20 protein-coding genes are annotated in these 20,738 nt (G+C 71.8%); 11 read left to right on the plus strand and 9 right to left on the minus strand.

All coding sequences use genetic code 11. The features are described 5' to 3' along the window. The first annotated feature begins 15 nt into the window (after positions 1 to 15). Both ACFYOV_RS12410 and ACFYOV_RS12415 read left to right on the plus strand, forming a co-directional pair. Positions 16 to 372 carry a YciI family protein gene (locus ACFYOV_RS12410; protein ID WP_389086205.1) on the plus strand — a complete coding sequence of 119 codons (357 nt, stop codon included), beginning with the start codon at positions 16 to 18 and terminating at the stop codon, positions 370 to 372. A 63-nt stretch (positions 373 to 435) separates the two neighbouring features. Next, positions 436 to 1,806 (plus strand): RNA polymerase sigma factor, encoded by a 1,371-nt coding sequence (locus ACFYOV_RS12415; RefSeq protein WP_389086206.1) that lies wholly within the window; start codon positions 436 to 438, stop codon positions 1,804 to 1,806. A gap of 232 nt (positions 1,807 to 2,038) precedes the next feature. On the opposite strand, the gene ACFYOV_RS12420 is transcribed toward ACFYOV_RS12415, so the two are convergent. Beyond that, complete coding sequence (locus tag ACFYOV_RS12420) at positions 2,039 to 3,220, minus strand: methyltransferase domain-containing protein (protein WP_389086209.1); 1,182 nt, start codon at positions 3,218 to 3,220, stop codon at positions 2,039 to 2,041. Between the two features lie 110 nt (positions 3,221 to 3,330). Here ACFYOV_RS12420 and ACFYOV_RS12425 point away from each other — a divergent pair, with 110 nt between their 5' ends. From ACFYOV_RS12425 to ACFYOV_RS12445, 5 genes are all read left to right on the plus strand, one after another. Next, positions 3,331 to 4,254 (plus strand): polysaccharide deacetylase family protein, encoded by a 924-nt coding sequence (locus tag ACFYOV_RS12425; protein WP_389086212.1) that lies wholly within the window; start codon positions 3,331 to 3,333, stop codon positions 4,252 to 4,254. Continuing rightward, positions 4,251 to 5,147, plus strand: a complete 897-nt coding sequence (locus tag ACFYOV_RS12430) for a polysaccharide deacetylase family protein (protein WP_389086214.1) — start codon at positions 4,251 to 4,253, stop codon at positions 5,145 to 5,147. Before ACFYOV_RS12425 ends, ACFYOV_RS12430 begins: the two co-directional genes overlap by 4 nt. 292 nt (positions 5,148 to 5,439) lie before the next feature. Continuing rightward, entirely contained in the window at positions 5,440 to 5,748 is a 309-nt protein-coding gene (gene groES / locus ACFYOV_RS12435; RefSeq protein ID WP_235459671.1) for a co-chaperone GroES, read from the plus strand. Positions 5,749 to 5,910: 162 nt separating this feature from the next. After that, positions 5,911 to 7,536, plus strand: a complete 1,626-nt coding sequence (groL, locus tag ACFYOV_RS12440; RefSeq protein ID WP_389086218.1) for a chaperonin GroEL — start codon at positions 5,911 to 5,913, stop codon at positions 7,534 to 7,536. A gap of 1,169 nt (positions 7,537 to 8,705) precedes the next feature. Beyond that, positions 8,706 to 10,097: a hypothetical protein gene (locus tag ACFYOV_RS12445; RefSeq protein WP_389086220.1), complete on the plus strand. Its 1,392-nt coding sequence runs from the start codon at positions 8,706 to 8,708 to the stop codon at positions 10,095 to 10,097. Positions 10,098 to 10,147: 50 nt separating this feature from the next. Here ACFYOV_RS12445 and ACFYOV_RS12450 read toward each other — a convergent pair whose 3' ends face one another. After that, a complete protein-coding gene (locus tag ACFYOV_RS12450) occupies positions 10,148 to 10,612 on the minus strand; it encodes a hypothetical protein (RefSeq protein ID WP_389086223.1) in 465 nt (154 codons plus the stop codon). Positions 10,613 to 10,801: 189 nt separating this feature from the next. Here ACFYOV_RS12450 and ACFYOV_RS12455 point away from each other — a divergent pair, with 189 nt between their 5' ends. Genes ACFYOV_RS12455 through ACFYOV_RS12465 form a run of 3 tightly spaced genes read left to right on the plus strand, consistent with a single transcriptional unit; the run spans position 10,802 to position 11,429 of the window. Continuing rightward, positions 10,802 to 11,005 carry a multiprotein-bridging factor 1 family protein gene (locus ACFYOV_RS12455; protein ID WP_389086225.1) on the plus strand — a complete coding sequence of 68 codons (204 nt, stop codon included), beginning with the start codon at positions 10,802 to 10,804 and terminating at the stop codon, positions 11,003 to 11,005. Beyond that, entirely contained in the window at positions 11,005 to 11,232 is a 228-nt protein-coding gene (locus ACFYOV_RS12460) for a Scr1 family TA system antitoxin-like transcriptional regulator (RefSeq protein WP_389087070.1), read from the plus strand. Before ACFYOV_RS12455 ends, ACFYOV_RS12460 begins: the two co-directional genes overlap by 1 nt. Beyond that, a complete protein-coding gene (locus ACFYOV_RS12465) occupies positions 11,229 to 11,429 on the plus strand; it encodes a DUF397 domain-containing protein (RefSeq protein ID WP_389086228.1) in 201 nt (66 codons plus the stop codon). The genes ACFYOV_RS12460 and ACFYOV_RS12465 overlap by 4 nt, the downstream gene beginning before the upstream one ends. A 208-nt stretch (positions 11,430 to 11,637) precedes the next feature. On the opposite strand, the gene ACFYOV_RS12470 is transcribed toward ACFYOV_RS12465, so the two are convergent. The 3 genes from ACFYOV_RS12470 to ACFYOV_RS12480 form a co-directional block, all read right to left on the minus strand. Further along, a complete protein-coding gene (locus ACFYOV_RS12470; protein WP_389086229.1) occupies positions 11,638 to 12,852 on the minus strand; it encodes a hypothetical protein in 1,215 nt (404 codons plus the stop codon). After that, entirely contained in the window at positions 12,849 to 14,288 is a 1,440-nt protein-coding gene (locus tag ACFYOV_RS12475; protein WP_389086231.1) for a hypothetical protein, read from the minus strand. The genes ACFYOV_RS12470 and ACFYOV_RS12475 overlap by 4 nt, the downstream gene beginning before the upstream one ends. Before the next feature lie 241 nt (positions 14,289 to 14,529). Beyond that, complete coding sequence (locus ACFYOV_RS12480; RefSeq protein WP_389086234.1) at positions 14,530 to 15,420, minus strand: septum formation family protein; 891 nt, start codon at positions 15,418 to 15,420, stop codon at positions 14,530 to 14,532. 679 nt (positions 15,421 to 16,099) lie between these two features. Between ACFYOV_RS12480 and ACFYOV_RS12485 the strand changes: the two genes are divergently transcribed. Further along, positions 16,100 to 16,396, plus strand: coding sequence for a hypothetical protein (locus ACFYOV_RS12485; RefSeq protein ID WP_389086237.1), 297 nt, complete (start codon positions 16,100 to 16,102; stop codon positions 16,394 to 16,396). A gap of 237 nt (positions 16,397 to 16,633) precedes the next feature. Here the strand turns inward: ACFYOV_RS12485 and ACFYOV_RS12490 are convergent, their stop codons facing one another. The 4 genes from ACFYOV_RS12490 to ACFYOV_RS12505 all read right to left on the minus strand — a co-directional run bounded on the left by ACFYOV_RS12490 (position 16,634) and on the right by ACFYOV_RS12505 (position 20,699). Further along, positions 16,634 to 17,341, minus strand: coding sequence for an ester cyclase (locus tag ACFYOV_RS12490; protein WP_389086239.1), 708 nt, complete (start codon positions 17,339 to 17,341; stop codon positions 16,634 to 16,636). A 79-nt stretch (positions 17,342 to 17,420) separates the two neighbouring features. Continuing rightward, on the minus strand, positions 17,421 to 18,194 hold the full coding sequence (locus ACFYOV_RS12495) for an SDR family NAD(P)-dependent oxidoreductase (RefSeq protein ID WP_389086242.1): 774 nt from the start codon (positions 18,192 to 18,194) through the stop codon (positions 17,421 to 17,423). 78 nt (positions 18,195 to 18,272) lie between these two features. After that, entirely contained in the window at positions 18,273 to 19,865 is a 1,593-nt protein-coding gene (locus ACFYOV_RS12500) for a multicopper oxidase family protein (RefSeq protein ID WP_389086244.1), read from the minus strand. A 153-nt stretch (positions 19,866 to 20,018) separates the two neighbouring features. Further along, positions 20,019 to 20,699, minus strand: a complete 681-nt coding sequence (locus tag ACFYOV_RS12505) for an MOSC domain-containing protein (RefSeq protein WP_389086247.1) — start codon at positions 20,697 to 20,699, stop codon at positions 20,019 to 20,021. Positions 20,700 to 20,738: the final 39 nt, after the last annotated feature.

The following is a 20,738-nucleotide window of genomic DNA, read 5'->3' on the forward strand; positions in this document are numbered from 1 at the left end:
ACACGAGGAGTCACCATGCCGCGCTTCCTCTCCCTGATCCGGATCGACGAGAACAACGCCCCCGCCGAGGGCCCCAGCCCCGAGCTGATGCAGCGCATGGGCGAGCTGATCGAGGAGATGACGAAGGCCGGTGTCCTGCTGGACACCGCCGGGCTCACCCCGACCGCCCAGGGCACCCGGGTGCACTACGAGGGCGGGCAGCTCTCCGTCACCGACGGACCGTTCACCGAGACCAAGGAGGTCATCGGGGGCTATGCGCTGCTGCAGGCCAAGGACATGGCCGAGGCGATCGAGTGGACCAAGCGGTTCCTGAAGGTCCACGAGCCGCACTGGACGGTCACCTGCGAGGTGCGGCAGATCGAGGAGGGCTGAGCCGGCCCGGGACACGGGGATCCTCCTTGGCCCGGCCGCCGCAGGGGTGTCTGATGGTGGGTTGTGACACCGCAGCCCACCGCCCACCCGCACGGCACGGCGGCCACGGCCGCCGCCCGCACCTCCGCCGAGACGTCCGCCGGGACCACCGGCCGGGCCGCCGCGGCGACCGTCGAGACCGTCTTCCGCATGGAGTCCCCGAGGGTCGTCGCCGGCGTGGCCCGCATCGTCCGGGACGTCGGCATCGCCGAGGAACTCGCCCAGGACGCGCTGGTCGCCGCCCTCGAACAGTGGCCGAGGGACGGGGTGCCCGACAACCCGGGCGCCTGGCTCATGTCCACCGCCCGGCACCGCGCCGTCGACCTGATCCGGCGCCGGGAGAACTACGCCCGCAAACTCGCCGAGATCGGCCGGGACCTCTCGGACGCGCCCCCGCCGGACGAGCCCGCCGACCCGGAGGACATCGACGACGACCTGCTCCGCCTCGTCTTCACCGCCTGCCACCCGGTGCTGTCCGCCGAGGCCCGCATCGCCCTCACCCTCCGGCTGCTCGGCGGCCTGACCACGGCCGAGATCGCCCGCGCGTTCCTGGTCCCGGAGCCCACGGTGGCCCAGCGCATCGTGCGCGCGAAACGCACGCTGGCGAAGCGGAACGTCGCCTTCGAAGTGCCGTACGGCCCCGACCGCGAGGCCCGGCTCGGCTCGGTCCTGGACGTCATCTACCTGATCTTCAACGAGGGCTACGCCGCCACCGCCGGCGACGACTGGCTGCGCCCCGGCCTCTGCGAGGACGCGCTGCGGCTGGCCCGCGTGCTGTCCGGGCTGATGCCGCAGGAGCCCGAGGTGCACGGGCTGACCGCGCTGCTGGAGTTCCAGGCGTCCCGCGCCGCCGCCCGCACCGGCCCCGACGGCGAACCGGTCCTGCTGAAGGACCAGAACCGCGCCCGCTGGAACCGCATGCTCATCGCCCGCGGTGTCGCCTCCCTGGCCCGCGCCGACGCCACGTCCCAGAAGACCCCGGCTTCGCCCGAGCGGGGAGGAGCGCGGCGCGGTGGCCCGGGCCCGTACGTCCTCCAGGCCGCGATCGCCGCCTGCCACGCCCACGCGTACCGCTACGAGGAGACCGACTGGGCCCGCATCGCCACCCTCTACGGCCTCCTCGCCGCTCGCGCGCCCTCCCCGGTCGTCGAGCTCAACCGCGCGGTCGCCGTCTCCATGGCCGAGGGCCCCGCCGCCGCGCTGCCCCTCGTCGACGCCCTGACCGACGTACCGGCCCTGCGGGACTACCACCTGCTGCCGAGCGTCCGCGGCGACCTGCTCGCCCGCCTCGGCCGCACGCGGGAGGCGCGGGCGGAGTTCGAACGGGCGGCCTCGCTGGCGCACAACGCGCGCGAGCGGGACATGCTGCTGCGGCGGGCGCAGGAGGTGCCGTAGGGCGGGGTGGGCGCGAGAGGCGCCGGGGGCGGGGCGGGAGGCGGTGCGGCAGTGCGGTGCGGGAGGGGCACGGTGCGGAGGGGGAGCGGGCGCGGGCGCGGGAGGAGGGACGGTGGGGCGCGGGTGCGGGTGCGGGTGCGGGAGGGGACACGGTGGGGGGCGGGCGCGGGTCCGGTGGGCGAGCGGGGTCGCCGTGGGCCGTGCCCTGTCGGGACGGACGGCGGGGACCGCGCTATCCGCGGGACCGGGCCGGGTGGCCGAGGAGCATCGTCGGCGCGCCCGCGACCCGGGTGAGGAACACCGTCACCGCGTGGGTGCCCTGAGGCTTGGGCAGCACCTTGCGGCGCAGTTCCTCCGGCTCGACCGCCGAGCCCCGCTTCTTCACGGTCAGGGTGCCGACCTCCCGCTCCCGCAGCAGGGCCTTGAGCCGCTTGGCGTTGAAGGGCAGCCGGTCGGTGATCTCGTAGGCGGTGGCGTACGGCGTCGGGCGCAGCTCGTCGGCGGTCACGTACGCGATCGTCGGGTCGAGCAGCCCGCCGTCGAGCTGCTCGGCGACCTCGGCGACCAGATGGGCGCGGATGACGGCGCCGTCCGGCTCGTACAGGTACCGGCCGGGGGAGCGCACCTCCGGGTCCGGCAGACCGCGGGAGGGCAGTGAGCGCGGCCCCGGCAGCAGGGTGGCGCGGACCGCGCCCGGCTGCGTCCCGAACCACAGCACCGCCTCCTTGACGTCCCCGCCGTCGGAGATCCACTCCGCCTCGGCGTCGGCGGGGACCGCCTCGTGCGGAACGCCCGGCGCGATCTTCAGCGCGGCGGCGCGGGATGCTGTACGGGCGGCCTCGACGGCCCAGGACAGCGGGGGCGAGTACGTCTCCGGGTCGAAGATGCGGCCGCGTCCGCCGCGCCGGGCCGGGTCGACGAAGACGGCGTCGTAACCGTCCGTGCCGACCTCCGTGACGTCCGCCTCCCGGACCTCGATCAGCGCCGCCAGCCCCAGCGCGTCCGCGTTCGCCCGCGCCGCCGCCGCGGTCAGCGGGTCCCGGTCCACCGCGAGCACCCGGATCCCGGCACGGGCCAGCGCGATCGCGTCCCCGCCGATCCCGCAGCACAGGTCGGCCACGGAGGTCACGCCCAGGTCCGCCATCCGCCGCGCCCGGTACGCGGCCACACTCGCCCGGGTGGACTGCTCGACTCCGTTCGGCGTGAAGAACATCCGCCCGGCGTCCTCCGCCCCGAACTTGGCCACCGCCCGCTGCCGCAGGCGCGCCTGGCCGAGCGCGGCCGACACCAGCTCCGCGGGGTGCTCGCGCCGCAGCCGGGTCGCGACGGCCAGCTCGTGCGCCGGGTCGGTGCCGCGGACCTCGTCGAGGAGGGCGCGGCCTTCGGGGGTGAGGAGGGGGGCAAGGTCGTTCACCGGGTCATTGTCGGCCAGCCGGGGCCGGTGTGGGCCAGTCGGTGGACCGTGCGCCCCCGGCCGCGGTGTCGGACCGGCTCGGCGGCGGACGGCTGCGAGGATCCGGCCCCATGCGAGCAGTAGGACAAAATGACAAAAGGTGGACGCCGAGCGGCGCGCGGATCGTCCTCACCGCGCTGGCCCTCGCCCTCCTCGCCTCGGGCTGCGGTGACGAGGGCAGCACCGAGGTACGGCCGGCCGGTGGCCAGCAGCCCCTCGACGCGCCCCCGGCCCGCGCGCTCGACGCCTACGCCGACAGGCTGCTCGCCGCGCACACCGCCAGGGTCGCCGCCGCGAAGCGCTGGGGGCTGAAGAAGGTGCCCCTGACCGCCCCGCCGGCCCCGGTGCGGAAGCCGGTCATCACCACCCGCAAGGGCTTCGAGGTCGCCGGCCACCGCAGGCTGGGCCTTCCCCCGGTCTTCACCACCGTCCCCACCAAGGAGAAGGTCGTCTTCCTCACCATCGACGACGGCGCCGAGAAGGACCCGGCCTTTCTGCGGATGATGAGCGAACTGAGGGTCCCGTACACCGCCTTCCTCAGCGACTACCTGGTCAAGGAGGACTACGGCTACTTCCGGCGCATGCAGGACCGTGGCACCGGCCTGCACAACCACACCCTGCACCACCCCTACCTCCCCGCCCTGTCCCACGCCCGTCAGCAGCGCGAGATCTGCGGCATGCAGAAGATCATCGAGCAGCGCTACGGCACCCGGCCCACCCTCTTCCGCCCGCCTTTCGGCAACTACGACGGAGCCACCCTGCGCGCCGCCAAGTCCTGCGGCATCACGTATGTCCCGCTGTGGAACGAAGAGGTCTTCGTCGACCGCTGGGAGTACCGCGAGTGGGACCGGCGCCTGCGTCCCGGCGACATCGTCCTCAGCCACTTCCGGGGCCGCGACCACTGGAAGGGCACGATGCCCGACATGGTCCGCCGCTTTCTGAACAAGGTGACGGCGGAGGGATACGCGGTCGGCCGGCTGGAGGACTACCTGTGACCCGCCGGGGCGCGAGGACCGTCGCCGTCCGGGCCGCCGCCGCCCTGCTGGTCGCCGCGATCGGCGGCTGCGGTCCGTCCGGCGCGCCGCTGCGGGCGCCGGGGGAGGTCACCGCCGGGGAGCTGGCGGGGGAGGGCGGTGGTGGCGCCGAGCGGGGCGCGCGGGACGGCGCCGGGCGGTCGCCCGGGAGCGGGCGCGGGCACGGCGGCGCCCGTCCGGCCTCCGGCGCCACGTCGGCCAACGGCGTGCCGGGGGGCGACGACGCGCCGGCCGGGCCCGGGGCGGGGAGCGGTGCCGTGCCGCCCGTCGTCGACCACGTCCCCACCCGCGACAAGATCGTCTTCCTGACCTACGACGACGGCGCGGAACGCGACCCCCGCTTCATCGACCTGGTCCGCGAACGCCGCCTGCCCGTCAGCATGTTCCTCACCGACAGCGTGGTGGGCCCGGGTTACGCCCACTTCGCCCGCCTGCGCGCGGTCGGCGCGAGCCTCCAGAACCACACCCTCGACCACCCCGCCCTGCGCGGCCTGCCCTACCCCGGCCAGCGCGCCGAGATCTGCGGCCAGCAGCGCAAGCTCCACTCCCGCTTCGGCGTCCGCCCCCGCCTCTTCCGCCCGCCCTACGGCGCCTACGACACCACCACCCTGCGCGCCGCCGCCGACTGCGGCATCGAGGCGGTGGTCCTCTGGCGGGCGTCGGTGGACGGCGCCGGCCGCCTCTCGTACACCCGCGGCGCCCCCCGGCCGGTCCCCGGCGACGTCATCTCCGTCCCCTCGACCGACCCGCCGTCCCTGTCGCTGGCGGACAGGACCGTCCGTCTGCTGCGGCAGATCGAGAAGCGGGGCCTGAAGGTGGGACGCCTGGAGGACTACATCGGGCGGCGCGACTGAGGGCACCGCTCACTTCTCGGTGCCCGGGGGCGGCCGGGCAACCACCCCCCAGCCACCCCCGTCGACCCGCACACACGCACGATCACACGGCACCCCCACGGCCGACGCGCCGCGGGCAATTGGCACTCCGCTTGACCGAGTGCTAATCGCGGTCATAGTCTCGGCTCTGGCACTCCCCCTAGGAGAGTGCCAACCACGCGACGGGCAGGTCCGGCACCCGCGACGACGGATCGACCTGGTCGCCACCTCAGACAGTTAACCCCGTGAGATCTCCGAAGGGGGAGGTCGGATCGTGACGACCGCCAGCTCCAAGGTTGCCATCAAGCCGCTCGAGGACCGCATCGTGGTCCAGCCGCTCGACGCCGAGCAGACCACGGCTTCGGGCCTGGTCATTCCGGACACCGCCAAGGAGAAGCCCCAGGAGGGCGTCGTCCTGGCCATCGGCCCGGGCCGCTTCGAGGACGGCAAGCGCATCGAGCTCGACGTGAAGGTCGGCGACGTCGTGCTCTACAGCAAGTACGGCGGCACCGAGGTGAAGTACAACGGCGAGGAGTACCTCGTCCTCTCGGCCCGCGACGTCCTCGCGATCGTCGAGAAGTAAGCCGGGAAGTACGTCGGGGCGCGAGCGCCCCGATCCACTTCACCTCGCTTCACCTCGAAGCACTTTTGCTCGAACTGCGCCCCTGGCCCCCGCGACAGATGACAAGCCGGGCGCCCGGGGCGCAGTGATGTCACCCAGATTTCCGAGAGGGCTCCCGCTGCCATGGCGAAGATCCTGAAGTTCGACGAGGACGCCCGTCGCGCCCTCGAGCGCGGCGTCAACAAGCTTGCCGACACGGTCAAGGTGACGATCGGCCCCAAGGGCCGCAACGTCGTCATCGACAAGAAGTTCGGCGCCCCCACCATTACCAACGACGGTGTCACGATCGCCCGCGAGGTGGAGATCGAGGACCCGTACGAGAACCTCGGCGCCCAGCTGGTGAAGGAGGTGGCGACCAAGACCAACGACATCGCGGGTGACGGCACCACCACCGCCACCGTCCTGGCCCAGGCGCTGGTCCGTGAGGGCCTGAAGAACGTCGCCGCCGGTGCCTCCCCGGCCGCCCTGAAGAAGGGCATCGACGCCGCGGTCAAGGCCGTCTCGGACGACCTGCTCGCCTCCGCCCGGCCGATCGACGAGAAGTCCGACATCGCCGCCGTCGCCGCGCTGTCCGCCCAGGACCAGCAGGTCGGCGAGCTCATCGCCGAGGCCATGGACAAGGTCGGCAAGGACGGTGTCATCACCGTCGAGGAGTCCAACACCTTCGGTCTGGAGCTCGACTTCACCGAGGGCATGGCCTTCGACAAGGGCTACCTGTCGCCGTACTTCGTGACGGACCAGGAGCGCATGGAGGCCGTCCTCGAGGACCCGTACATCCTCATCACCCAGGGCAAGATCTCCGCCATCGCGGACCTGCTGCCGCTGCTGGAGAAGGTCATCCAGGCCAACTCCTCCAAGCCGCTGCTGATCATCGCCGAGGACGTCGAGGGCGAGGCCCTGTCGACCCTGGTCGTCAACAAGATCCGCGGCACCTTCAACGCCGTCGCCGTCAAGGCGCCCGGCTTCGGTGACCGCCGCAAGGCGATGCTCCAGGACATGGCGGTCCTCACCGGCGCCACGGTCGTCTCCGAGGAGGTCGGCCTCAAGCTCGACCAGGTCGGCCTGGACGTCCTGGGTTCCGCCCGCCGCATCACCGTCACCAAGGACGACACCACGATCGTCGACGGCGCCGGCAAGAAGGAGGACGTCGAGGGCCGCGTCGCGCAGATCAAGGCCGAGATCGAGACCACCGACTCCGACTGGGACCGCGAGAAGCTCCAGGAGCGCCTCGCGAAGCTGGCCGGCGGCGTGTGCGTGATCAAGGTCGGCGCCGCCACCGAGGTGGAGCTGAAGGAGAAGAAGCACCGTCTGGAGGACGCCATCTCCGCGACCCGCGCCGCGGTCGAGGAGGGCATCGTCTCCGGTGGTGGCTCCGCCCTGGTCCACGCCGTCAAGGTCCTCGAGGGCAACCTCGACAAGACCGGCGACGAGGCCACCGGTGTCTCCGTGGTCCGCAAGGCGGCCGTCGAGCCGCTGCGCTGGATCGCCGAGAACGCCGGCCTCGAGGGCTACGTCATCGTCTCCAAGGTCGCCGAGCTGGACAAGGGCAACGGCTACAACGCCGCCACCGGCGAGTACGGCGACCTCATCAAGGCGGGTGTCATCGACCCGGTCAAGGTCACCCGCTCCGCCCTGGAGAACGCCGCCTCCATCGCCTCCCTGCTGCTGACGACCGAGACCCTGGTCGTCGAGAAGAAGGAAGAGGAAGAGCCGGCCGCCGCGGGCCACGGCCACGGCCACGCCCACTGAGCGACCCGCTCGCAGAACGCCGCGAGGGCTCGGCGCCGCTGAACAGCAGCGGCGCCGGGCCCTCGCCCGTGCGCGACGCGCCCACCGGTACGCCACGTCGGGGTCCCCATGGGCGCCGCGGGACGTGGTGGGAGCGTCGGGCGGGACGGTGCGGCGCCGCCCCCGTTCCTCCCCTCCGGTCACCCACGCGATGGACGAGGGCGGACGGGCCGACAACGTCGACAGCCACCATCTGAAGGCCGTCAAGCGGATCGTGAGCCGCTCGTGGGGCCGCTGGAGCTCGGCACCGTCCACGGCGGGCCGGGCCGACCTGCCCGACGAGCAGTTCAATCAGGCGGCCGAGCTGGGCGCGGCGCTGGTCGCGAAGCCCTTGCCGCCCTCCTCCCTCGGTTGCGCGCCGCGCCAAGGGCCAGGGCGGCCACCAGCAGCAGGCCCCGGCCCCCGGGTCGCCGCCGCCCGCACGAGGTCTGCGCTCCCCGCGGGTGTCGCTCACCTCCACCCGTACGAGCCCGTCGCCGCGGTCGGCCGTCAGCCGCAGCTCTACGTCCGGGCACCCGCCCGTGGTGGCGCTACGGCACCCCCGCCCCGTCTGGTCGGCGAGGGGGAGCGGGAGCGAGGTCCGTCGCTCCTGACGGGGGGAAGTGGTCATGGCCCGAAGATCTCGCGCCCGCACCCTCGCCCACCAGGTATGACATCCCCACGGCGGCGCTCTGTCGGGGCGGCGGGCGACGCTGTCGGGCTTGTCGAGGTGGTCTCCTGGCAGGCCGACGCGGACCGTGCAGGAAAGGGCTCAGGGAACCTGACGGTGGACCTCGGGGCGGTTATCCACCGTCAACACCCACACGACGAGCCGGCCGTCTTCGGCGGTGTAGACGACCCGGTAGCCACCGACTCCGAGTCGCCACCGGGCGTTGTGCCCTCGGAGGGCTCTCCGCGTTGAGTGAAGAGGTCGACGCCCGCTGTTCGGCCCGCGTTCGGTTCGCCGGACCATGGCGGCCCGGCCAATCACCGCTGTGATCACGTCAACTCGCTCTCCCAGGACCCGGTATCGATCATCCATTCGATAGATCTGGTGATCGACCCGGTGGCGGGCAACCGGCCCGGCACTGTCCGAGAACCGGGGGTTCGACCGGATGCAGCGGGAATCGTTCAGACGTACCGGCATACGAATGCTGGCCGTGACAGCGGCGGCCGCCGTCCTGCCGGTGGCGGCGCCCTCCACGGCCGGCGCGGACACGACGACGGATCTGCGGGTGGACTCCTACGTGCTGCCTGCCGGCGCGGCGAAACCGTCACTGGAGGAACTGCAAAGCGACAAGGGGATGGAGCGTCTTCGCCGGGCCGCCACGGCAGCGGAGCCGGGGGCGGCGCTGGCGCAGGAGACGGTGGGCCCGGCGGCCTCGTCCGCCCCGCTGTCCCGACGTGCGTCCGGATCACCGCCGGCAGATGCCACCACGGGGGCGAAGGCACGCGCCGCACTGGGCCCGACGGCCACGGCACCGGAGCCCGCGCGGACGATGACGTACGACGAATGCGCCAAAGGACTGGGCAGCGACAAGAAGTTCTACGTCAAGTCCCGCTTCGCGGTCTGCAACGGAGCGTCCTTCCTCCAGACGTGGACGCGCAACGGCCAACCTGTCGGCACCAGCATGTTCAACGTGCGCGCGGTCGGCACCATCGCCAAGAACAGCCGCACGATCACCTTCCAGTACTACTTCACGGACTTCACCACCGCCGGCACCACCGGCGCGGCGGCCATGCCGATCACGACGAAGGCCGACATCCCGCAGAGCTGGCCGTCCGGTGCGCGCTACTCCCGCGGCGGAACCCTGCCCGGAACGAAGACGTTCACCCAGCTCAAGGCACAGCGCACGTTCCAGGAAACCGTGACCGCCAAGCCGGGGCAGGGCAGAGGATCCGCCGACCTCCTCTTCGCGGTGTACGAACCGGCCATCACCTACACCCCGCCCGCTCCGTGGAAGCTGAGCGGCGCCCTGGGCGGCAAGCTGTTCATGCTCGCCCCGCGCTGGGACGCCGCGTCGTACCTGGCCAACTCCACGGGCGGCGGCAAGCCGGACAAGAAGGGGGCGGCCACGTTCAGCTACGTACCCACGCTCACCTACAGCGCCAAGCCGGGCGCCGAGGAACGGGGGGTGGCCCAGCACATCAACACGGCGTTCACCGTCCCGCAGGACACCAAGCCGTACATGTCGGCCAAGAAGGTACCGGGCCAGAACGCGAAGGACCCGCTGCACCGGCTGGTGAACAAGACCCGCAAGGACGACAACCGCAAGGCGGCGGTCAAGCAGTGCAAACGCTACTGGGGGGCCAACTACACCCAGGGCGGGAGACTCGAGTGCGATGAATACCCCTTCGCCACCACCTACGAGGGTGCCGCAGAGGTGGACCACGACTCGGAGGCGAAGAAGTTCAACTTCTCCGTGAAGCCGATTCCGGCGGCGGAGAACCTGGCGGGCGGCAACATCCTGCGCAGTTTCTACGCGAAGAACCGCATCATCGACGGGATGGACGACGGATTCCTCGTGAAGATCCGCTCCTGACCCGGCGACGGAGGGCGGGGCGGCATCCGGCCGCCCCGCCCGTGCCGCCGTCACAGCTTGGCAGGCCAGAACTGCACGAGGTACCTCTCCACGTCGTGCCCCGTGCCCTCACCCTCCGACAGGGCGGCGGCCTCGGCACGGCCGGTGCAGTACGCCCGGACGTGCCACGGTCCCGGAGAGCCGAGTGTGAAGGCCTCCTCCGTGCGCCCCAAGCTCCCCGACCAGACCGCCACCTCTCCGCTGGCCGACTCGAACTCGGCCTCGGCCTGCTCGTCCCAGGTTGAGGTGTCCTGCGCGGGAGGTGGCCCGTCCCACACTTCCACGATGACCGTGGCGGTATGTGTGTGGCCACCACTGTGGAAATCGAGGCGCCCTGGAAACCCGTTCAGGAACACGCCCTGCTCATAGTCGTCCGGGAACGGCACTGGCAGGTCACCGTCATCGGATTCCTGAAGCGCGAAGGCGTGATACCCCACATCCGCGTTCACGCGGTGCTGCCGGACAAGCTGTGCCACGAGCACTCCTTCGAGATTTCGATGCCGGCTTCCTTGCCGGAATGGTAGGCCGGTGCGGCGGGGGCGGCTGCGACGAGGGGTTCACCCGTAAGCCGGAACTTGCCTTGTGCCGAGTGTGGTTGGTGTTCCTCTGTCCTACGGTGCGAGCACGGGTGACCGATGGACGGGTGCGCTGAGGGGGCGGGTGCGATGGAGTCGGAAGCGGACTCGGGTGCGGGCGTGGAGGGCGGCGCGAGCACCGATTCCAACGGGGAGTTCCTGCGCTGCTTCGGCCGCCAGATGAAGCTGCTGCGGGAGGCCGCGGGGCTGACCCAGGCGCAGCTGGGCGAGCGGGTCGGGTACGGCGAGGCGCAGATTGCTGCAGGGGAGCAGGGGCGGCGGATTCCCCGGTGATGCCGACCGGACGTGACGAACATGCCGGGGTGGCAGGCCCGTTCACATTGATCCTAACGCGGCAACGACGGAGGATGGCGTATACGGAAGGGCAGAGCAACAGCACCCTGCACACGGCGCCAGCGAAGGTCCAGGGGTTCGAGTCCACGTACGGAGTCCTGCGGGCGCAAGCGATGACTCCTAGGGAGTCGCTGGCCTGGATCGAGAAGCTCTTGGGAGAGTTGTGAACGCCAATGATGATCAGGCAGCTGTACTGACCTGGGTGAAGAGCAGCTACAGCGCTGGTGATGGTGGCCAGTGCGTCGAGGTTGCCGCCTCTGGCTCGGCCGTACTGGTCCGCGACTCGAAGCGACCGGATGAGGCGATGCTCAACGTCTCCGCCGATCAGTGGGCGACGTTCGTGCGGATGGCCGCACGCGACTGAGTCGAACAAGGGGCGGCGGGGAGCCGATCACGTCCCCCGCCCGCCCTTGGCGGAGGACCGGGCGGTGCGCGGCCTGATCGACACGACCACGTGTTGCGACGACCACCGGAAACCGCCTGAACAGCGGCGGCGCCGGGCCCTCGCCCGTGCGTGAGGCTCCTTGACCGTGCCTGCTGGACCCCGCGCCTGCGGCGTGCCGACGACATGGCTAAGAGCTCCTGCTCCGTTCACCGGGACGGGGAGGTCGGGACCAGGTCCGCCCCCGGCTGCGGTATCCGTCCAGGACGTCCTGGCGGAGCAGGTGGCCGAAGTCGGCGGACTCCAGCCGCAGGCCCAACTGGGCCTCGGTGACCCCGAGGTGGGCCGCGGTGTTCGCCAGGTGCCAGTCGTGGGCGGCGAGCCGGTCGAGGAGGTGACCACGGCGGACCTGGGCCTCCGACAGCCGGAACGTCTTGAGGTAGACGATCCGGCCCCGGCCGTCGGTGATGGCCTCGCCGATGTGGTTCTCCTCCTTGGGGCGGAACACCGGAAGGAAGCGGGAGAGGACGAAGCGCCCCGTCCGGTGGACCGTCCGCCAGGTGTACGCGCGGCGCAGCAGGCCACCTGCCATGGCCGTGTCATGGAAACGCGCCCAGGCGTCCTCCTGGTCGGCGACCGCCGTGCGCAGCCCGGCCAGGGAGCGGATCCGCTCGTCGTCGACGCGGGCCCGGAAGTCCGGCACGGGCGGCATCAGCGTGGCGTAGTGGTGGATCAGCTCGCCGAACAGGTCCTGCAGCAGGGTCGGGTGGAGGGCGCGGTAGTCGTCGGGGTGCGGGACCGCGAACGCGGCCGCGAGTGCGTCGGCGACGTAGAGCAGCACGCCGCACTGGCCGGGGTGGATCTCGAAGACGCGCAGCGCGTCGGCGAGCCCGCGCACCTCGGCACCCAGGTACGCCTCCTCGGCGCGCGGGGAGAGACCCTGGCGCACCGCGCGCTGTGACCACTCCTCCCAGACGATCGAGGGGCCGCCGAAGTGCAGGGACAGGTAGCCCTCCAGCGCCAGGTGCAGGGGGAGGAACCGCAGCCGCTGCCTGTCCTCGCGGCGGACCGTCCTGCGGTGGAAGCGCAGGCCCGCCGTGGCGGCGGGGGGCGAGTCGCCGTCGGAGGAGAGGTGGGTGCCGTAGGCGGCGGCCGGCGTGCCGTCACGGGTCCAGGCGGCGACGAATCCGTGCGGGACGTAGGAGACGTAGGCGTGGCGTGGGCGGACCTCGACCAGGCCCGTCGCGTCGCCGTACGGCCGCGCGTGCAGACGGAGGTCCTCGACGGGTTCGTCGCGCACCAGCGGAACCAGGCGGACGGCACCCCAGACCTGGGAGGGGCGGGTGTCCAGTCCGGTCAGGTCCGGTCCGGCCGGGTCCGGTCCGGTCGCATCCGGTGGGGTCATCGCGTCCGCTCCTGATCGTGGCCGTCGAGCATGCGGGCCGCACGGGCGGCCAGGTACGCCGTCAGTTCGGTCGGCCCGGTCCGGCCCTTCGCGAACTGGGCCAGTTCCACCAGGGCGGGAAGGTCCTCGGCGTCGCGGATGCCCGCAGTGGGCACCGACGGGGACAGTCGGCGCACGTCGAAGTCGGCCGCGTCGTAGACGGGGTTGAGGTGCACGATGCTGGTGCGGCGCCCGGGGTCGAGCCGGGCCCGCCAGACCCGCAGCACCTCGGCGGCCAGACCGGGGGGTGCGTTGTCCCATCCGTCGGAGACGATCACCAGCCGCAACGGGGCGGTGTCCAGTGCGTCGAGGATCCGTCGGCCCAGCGGCGTGGGCCCGTACGGGCGGGCCAGCAGTGCGTCGGTCCGCCCGGACGTCCACAGTCCGGTGTAGCGGCCGGCGAGGGCCGCGAGCAGGTGGTGGCAGGCCAGGGCCACGGCCAGCGGCCGACGGCGTTTGTGGACCGAGCCGAAGGCGGAGAAGCTGTCGTCCAGGACGGCGGTGACCTCGCCCCAGCTCCCCCGGTGGGGGCCGGCCACACGGTCGGCGGCCGACCGCAGCGCGCGGGTCAGCTCGTCGCGCCGACGCAGGCGGTCCTCGACCGGCAACGAGAGCACGTAGGACGCCAACCGCGTCAGCGGCATCCCGGCCAGATCCTTCCGCACGCCCGTGGCCCCGAGCCGGTGGGCGGAGCCCTGCAGTCGCAGGGCCTCCAGACGGGTCAGCCGCGGCGCGATGCGCTCCAGGAACACCTTCCGCGGGATGCCGTGCCGGGCGGCGAAGCCCTCGGCGACCGTGTAGGGCAGCTCGTACAGGGCTGCCTGCTCGTGGTGCGCCCGGCGCCATGCCTCCAGCAGGGGCGTGGCGTAGCGCTTGCGGGTCCCGGGTGCGAACAGGAACGCCCCCAGCTCCTCGTCGACGGGGGCCAGGTGCGCGTGACGCACGGCCCGCTTGAGGCCGCCGCGGTACTTCACGGCGTCGAACGTGAGGTCCGGACGGGCGGACAGCCAGTCGCGCATGATCGCCCGGCACCGGCGGTTGTTCACCCCGGCCCGGCGCAGGGCGTCGAACAGCCCGTACACGCGCTGCGGCGGCAGCGTCGCCAGGCGGGACGCGATCAGGCGGCCCTCGCGGCGGCGCTGGTCGGTGGTGGCCTCACCGGCGGTCTCCAGCAGTCGCCGGATGACGAGGACCGCGTTGTGGTCGTTGATGTCGAGCGCGAGGACCCCGGCGTACAGGTCCCGGTAGTTCCCCAGCATGTACCTGTGCAGGAAGTCCAGGGAGAGCCGCTGCTCGTCCGCGTCGCCGTGGAACTCGTGCTGGCCGGTCGACGTGATCGCCGCGTTGACGAAGAGCAGGACGTCGTCGGCCGCGACGAGGTCCGCGTACGCATCCATGCGGTTCTTCCCCCCGGGTGTGGACGCCGGCTGGGGAATGGGGGCGCGAGCTGCGAATCGTTGCTTCAGAGGCAGGTTCCGGAAGTCGCGCCGGAGGCCCGCGGCCGGCCCCAGGACCGTAACAGGGCGGGTCGCGGGCCCTCCACCGACTTGTGCCGTCCCGTCGGCCGGGCCGCGCCCGGGGGATGGGGCCGGGGGGCCGGGTCCCCGGCGGACACGGCCCGGCCGACCCGACGGGACGTCAGCCCGCCCAGACCTCGGCCTCGTCGGCCGGGACGGTGGTGGCCAGGCCCAGTTCCTTGCGGGCGGCGACCGACTTGTTCGGGTCGATGCCGGTGAACGCCGGGTCGTAGGCGAGGTAGAACGCGTCGGCGTCGGCGGCGTTCGCGGCCTGCTTCCAGTTGCCGGCCGCCTTCGTCAGCGTCACGCGGAGCTTGCCGATCTCGGTTCCCTCGATGTCGTCCAGGCCCTGGACGTGTGCGTCGAGGGCGGCCGCGACGGCCTTGGCCTGCGCCTTGTAACCGGCCAGGTCGTCCTCGACGGTGTCCTTCTCGGGCTGGTTCGCCCACAGGGCCTCGTAGACCGCGTTCGAGCCCTCGAGGTATGCGAGCTGTTCGGGCTTGAGGGTCTTCACGGTGTCCAGGGCGCCCTTGAACGTGGCGCCCTTGTCCGTGGTGTACGTGCAGCTCACCGCGCGGTCACCGGTCGTCCAGCTCTCCGCGGTCGGGGTGTAGTGGAGGAGGCTGACGCCCTGGGGGAGCGCCCAGGTGTCCGGGGCGTACTTCTGCGCCTCGACCGGGCAGCGCTCGTCCGCGATCGCCGAGACCGCGTCGTCGCCGGGGTACTTCTTGCCCTCGTCGATCGCGAACTCGCCGACGACCTGGCCTTCGTGCGCCTCGTCGCAGGGCACGATCTCGACGAGGTACGCCTCCCCCTCGGCCTTGCCGTTGGGGTTGTAGCAGTCGCCGACGTTCAGCGAGAACACCGAGCGCTGGCGGGCCACCTTCTTCGCGCCGTCCTTGGCGCCGTCGACGGCGTCGGAGACGTCCGAGCATCCCACCGTGCCGATCGCGAGCAGGGCGGCGACGGCAGGTATGCCGCGGAGGGAACGGTAGGGGGCGCGGACGGCCATGACGTGTACATCCTCTTATCTGATCTTTATGAGGGGCGCGCGCATCGTATGTCATTTCCGTGGTCCGCTGCGCGGGGGGCCTCACCTCGTCGCAGCGTCTCTGACACGCGACGGGTCGCGAAGGTTGTAAGCGGCGGATCGCTCCGGGCGCCGTCCGCGTGCCGACGCGCGCGGACGAGACCGGACGGTGGGGCCACGGGGCACCCAGACCGGGCCTCACCTGCCGCGTCGCCCGCTGCCCGGACCCGCCGCAACGGACGCTCGCGGGTGCGCGGGGGCGTTGCGCCGGACAAGCTGTGCCACGAGCACACCCCTTCGGGATTCCGATGCCGCAGGGCGGTCCGTGCCGAGATGTAAGGCCGGTGCGGCGGTGCGGCGGTGCGGCGGTGCGGCGGTGCGGCGGTGGGGCGGTGCGGCGGTGCGGCGGTGGGGCGGTGCGGCGGTGCGGCTGCAGTGAGGGGTGCGCCCCGGAAGCCCCCTACTCGCTCGATTCAGGGGTGGTTGTCGTGCGTCTGTCCCACGGCGCGAGCGCTCGCGACTGGTGGACGGATGTGCTGAGTGGGGGGGCGGAGGCGATGAAGTCAGCAGCAGCGGACTCGGCTGTAGGGCGTCGCTGGTCTGGGCGACGAGGAAGCCGCGATGCAGCGACAGCCCGTCGTGGCGCTCGTAGGATGCCTGGATGGCCAAGCCGATACGGAAGAGCCGTCGCAAGTGGGTTGCCACGTGGGTGGTGTTGTGCGCGGTCGGCCTCGTTGCCACCGCCGGACTGAATGCCTCCTCGGCACCGGATCCGCAGCACGAGAGGCCCGTCAGCGCTGAGTGCGCCGAGCATGCCGCGGACATCGAGAGGCAACTGGCCAAGGGCGAGCAGGAGGGCGATGGCGACGGAGTGCTGGCTTTCTCCCGAGTCCGGGTCGACACCGGGGCCGACTGCAGCTACGAGCTCCGCGAGCACTTCACCGAGGGTACGGGCTGAGCCCAACGATGATCCGGACCCATTGCGAGCAGTGGAACAGGCTGACAGAGGCGCCCATGAACCCGCTCACGCCGCAACAGGCCCAGAACCGTCACGCCTCCGGCGAGCCGTGCACCGCAGTCGCTCTCAGGGCTGCGGGCAGCGTTCTGCGACCTGGAGGTGGACGACACACACCGACTCCCTGGTGCGCGCGCACCCTCGCCGCCCGCGTCGGGCGACCGGCGGAGCCTCGCCGGGTCACAGCTCCGTGGGTTCCAGTGCCCCCAACTGCGCCATCAGCCCGAGCCGGTCGTACTGCCACCAGCCCTCGACGATCTTGCCGTTCGCGCCGAAGCGGAAGATGGTCGTGCCCGTCATGGACGCCGTCTTCCCGGTGGCCGGGATGCCCAGGAACTCGCCCTTCTGGGTGCCCCGCCAGGACCACCGCGTGCAGACACGGTCGCCCTGGGTGATCTGATCCTCGATGCGGAACGAGAAGTCGAAGCCGTCGCGCCACACGTCCATCTCGCGCCGCAGGTGGTCCAGGCCGAGGACGTCCTGCTCGTTGGCGGGATCATGGTCGTGGTAGTGCTCCTCGACCAGGCCGGTCATCGGCGAGAGGTCGTCCTCCTGGGCCAGCACCTCGAAGAAACGCCGCGCCGTGCCCGCGTTCAGCTGCGCGTCCCGCACCACGTCCAGATCGGTGAAGGTGGGTGTCTCCTCACAGAGCGCCACCATCTCCCGGAAGATCCGGTCCGTCTCCGGAAGCCGCGAGTTCCGCATCGCCTCCTCGTACGAGGGGAACTCCACGATCTCGACGACGTGCGACGCGTCGGAGCGGTCCTTCCCGACCACCGCGTGCGTCGCCGTCCGCTTCCCCTTGGTCTGCTCGACCCACTTCTCCATCAGCCGGTCCATCTCCTCGAACCGGCTCGTCCTGCAGTCGATGAGCTGTACGAAGGTCATGACGCCCGCCTCCGACCCCTGGGTCCGGGTACTGTCGCACCCATTTTCCGGCCCCGGGAGCACAGCCCGCCACCGCTCGCTACTGGGGCCCGTACTTCCTGCCGGTCCGCGAGGAGATCCCGCCCAGCAGCCCCCGCGGCACCAGCTTCGCCGCACCCATCAGCGCCTTGTACCGCGGGTCCGGGATCGAGACCTGCTTGCCGCGGGCCAGATCGGCCAGGGCCGCGGCGGCCACCTTGTCCGCGTCCAGCCACATCCAGTTCGGGATGTTGTCCGTCCCCATCCCGGCCCGGTCGTGGAACTCGGTCCGCACGAAGCCGGGGCACAGAGCCATCAGCCGCACGCCGCTGCCCGCCAGGTCCCGCGCCGCGCCCTGCGTGAACTGCACGACCCACGCCTTGGACGCCCCGTAGGTCCCGCGTGGCACGAAAGCCGCCACCGAGGCCACGTTCACGACACCGCCGCGGCCGCGTTCCCGCATGCTCTCCGTCGCCGCCGAGGTGAGGCGCAGCACCGCCTCGCAGTGGACCTTGAGCATCCGCAGCTCGTCGGCCATGGAGACCTCGAGGTAGCGGCCCTTGTTGCCGAAACCGGCGTTGTTGATCAGCAGGTCGACGGGGCTCTTGCGGTCGCGGAGCCGGTCGGCCACCGCATCGATGCCCTTGTCCTCCGCCAGGTCCGCGGTCAGCACCTCCGCCTCGATGCCGTGGCGGTCGTGCAGCTCGGTCGCCTGTTCCCGCAACCGGCTGGTGTCCCGGGCCACCAGCACCAGGTCATGTCCGTCGGCCGCCAGCCGCCGCGCGAACGCGGCACCGATCCCTGCCGTCGATCCCGTAATCAGAGCCGTTGTCATGGCGCAAGAGTAGTTACCCGGACCGGAGGCGTCCGGTCAGTACCGCCATCCCGCCCGCCTCCACGCTCCCGGCCCGCCTCAGCCGTGTTCATGTCCCCGTCCGTGGCCCGAGCGGCCGGGCGGGGTCCCTGCCGAGTCGCCCTTGTCGACCACGACGAACTGGCCCATCATTCCCTCGTCCTCGTGGTACAGCAGATGACAGTGGTACATGTAGGGCGTGTCCGGATCGGCCGGCCCCGTGAAGCGCAGCGCCAGCTTCATCGTGGTGCCGTGCGGCACGAACACCGTGTCCTTCGGCCCCCGCAGGGACGGCGGCGGAGCCGACCCGTTCACCTCCACCACTCGGAACTGCACGTCGTGCACATGGAAGTTGTGCGGCATGCCGTTCGAGTTGCGTATCGTCCACACCTCCGTCGTCCCGCGCGTGACGGTCTCGTCGACCCGCCCCATGTCCATCGAGCGGCCGTTGATCCCCGACCGCTTCAGGTCGAAGTGCCGTCCGCGCACGGCCTCCTTCGCCACCGGCAGCTCCACATCGCCCAACTCGGCGGGCAGCTCCGCCGACGGACGCAGCCGCTCCGCCGCGCGCAGTTCCAGGACGTCGAAGGAGTCGTCGCCCCCGCCGAACCTCCGCTGCCAGGAATCCCCGTAGTTGTCCTGCGGGAAACTGCGCAGCATCACCCGCTCTCCCGCCTTCATCCGTACGACGATCTCCGCACGCTCGCCCGGTGACAGCTGCACCCGGTCCATGACCGCCGGCCGCTCCAGCAGGCCGCCGTCCGTGCCGATCAGCGAGAAGTCGCGGTCGTCGGGGAAACCGAAGGAGTACGTGCGCGCGGTGGAGGCGTTGAGCAGCCGCAGCCGTACCAGTTCGTCGGCCACCCGGTGGTAGGGCCGCAGGATGCCGTTGACCATCGTCTCGTCGCCCAGGAAGCCCACGTTCTGCATCAGTTTGCGGTCTTCGGCCAGGCGGGCGCCGTCGAAACGGACGTCCTGCACCACGACCGGTAGATCGTCCACGCCGTACCGCTTCGGGAGGGGCAGGCGCTGGGCGTCCTCGTCGTCGAGGAGGAACAGGCCCGCCAGGCCGCGCCGCACGTGCTGCTCCGTCCGTCCGTGCGGATGCGGGTGGTACCAGAGCGTCGCTGCCGGCTGGTCCACCGTCCAGTGCGGCGTCCAGGTGGCACCGGGGTCGATCATCTGGTGCGGGCCCCCGTCCATCCGCGCGGGCAGGTGCATGCCGTGCCAGTGCACGGAGGACGCCTCGTCCAGGCCGTTGCGGATGCGTACGCGCACCTTCTCGCCCCGTTCCGCGCGCAGCGTGGGGCCGAGGTAGGAGCCGTTGAACCCCCACGTCCGGGTCTTCACGCCGCTCCGGAACTCCGTTTCGCCGGCCTGCATGCGCAGGTCGAAGACGCGCGTACCGTCCTTCTCCACGGTCGACTCGGCCAGGGGCGGTATCGCCAGGGCGTTGTCGAACCGGGCCTTGCCCACCGTGCTGACCGTGGCGTCGGTCCACAGCCAGGCGAACAGGGCTCCCACGGTCACGGCGACGACCGTGACCAGCGAACCCAGCACGACGAGCAGGCGCTTCCAGCGGAAGGGGCGGCGCCCGGTGCCGGGCGGGCGGTCGCCGTCCGGCGCGGCGCTGCGTGACATGTGGCGAGACATGTCTCGAGAGTCGTCGATCGGGGTCCCGCCGGGCATCGGGGGACGGCCCCGAACCATCCCCGAGCCGACCCCCGTCCGCGACTCAGGGATGTCCCTGGGAAGTCCCGCGGTGTCCGGCCGGACCCGGTCCGCCGTCGCGGGACCGACGTCCCGTCAGCTCTCCCGCCCGGCCCCGTACTTCTCCACGTACGTCCGTGCCGCCGCCAGTGATTCCGGATGCAGCGCCTCCCCCGCCTCGAGCAGCCGCGGCAGCAGGGTCCGCTCGGTCGTCACCGCCCGGAACTGCAGGGCGACCGTCACCTCGTGGTCGGGCCGGTGCACGATCCGCACCGCGTCGCCCGCCCGTATCTCACCGGGCCGGATCACCCGCAGATAGGCGCCCGGCGCCCCTCGCTCCGTGAACCGCTTCACCCACCCCTTCTCACCCAGGTGGCCCTGGAAGGTGCGGCAGGGGATCCGCCCGCAGGTGACCTCCAGCACCAGGTCGGTCCCGACCGCCCAGCGTTCGCCGATCCGGGCACCGGAGACGTCGATCCCCTCGGTGGTGAGGTTCTCCCCGAACACGCCGTTGGACAGCGCGCGACCCAGGGTGCGTTCCCACTCGTCGAGGTCCTCGCGGGCCATCGCGTAGACGGCCTGGTCGTCACCGCCGTGGTGGCGTGTCTCGCAGACCGCGTCCCCGGCCAGCCCGCTCGCGCCGACGCCCTTCGGGCCCGGGGCCGTCACCAGGACCGGACCGTCCACCGGTCGCTTGTCGATGCCGGTCACGCCCTCGCGCTGGTCCGTGTACGGCACGGCCTTGGGGCGCCCAAGGTTCACAGACAGAAGCTTCATGGCCGCACGGTAGGCGAAGAAGGCCAAAGCGGCGACGCA

The organism is Streptomyces sp. NPDC005931, from assembly GCF_042871235.1.
In the GTDB taxonomy this organism is placed as follows: domain Bacteria; phylum Actinomycetota; class Actinomycetes; order Streptomycetales; family Streptomycetaceae; genus Streptomyces.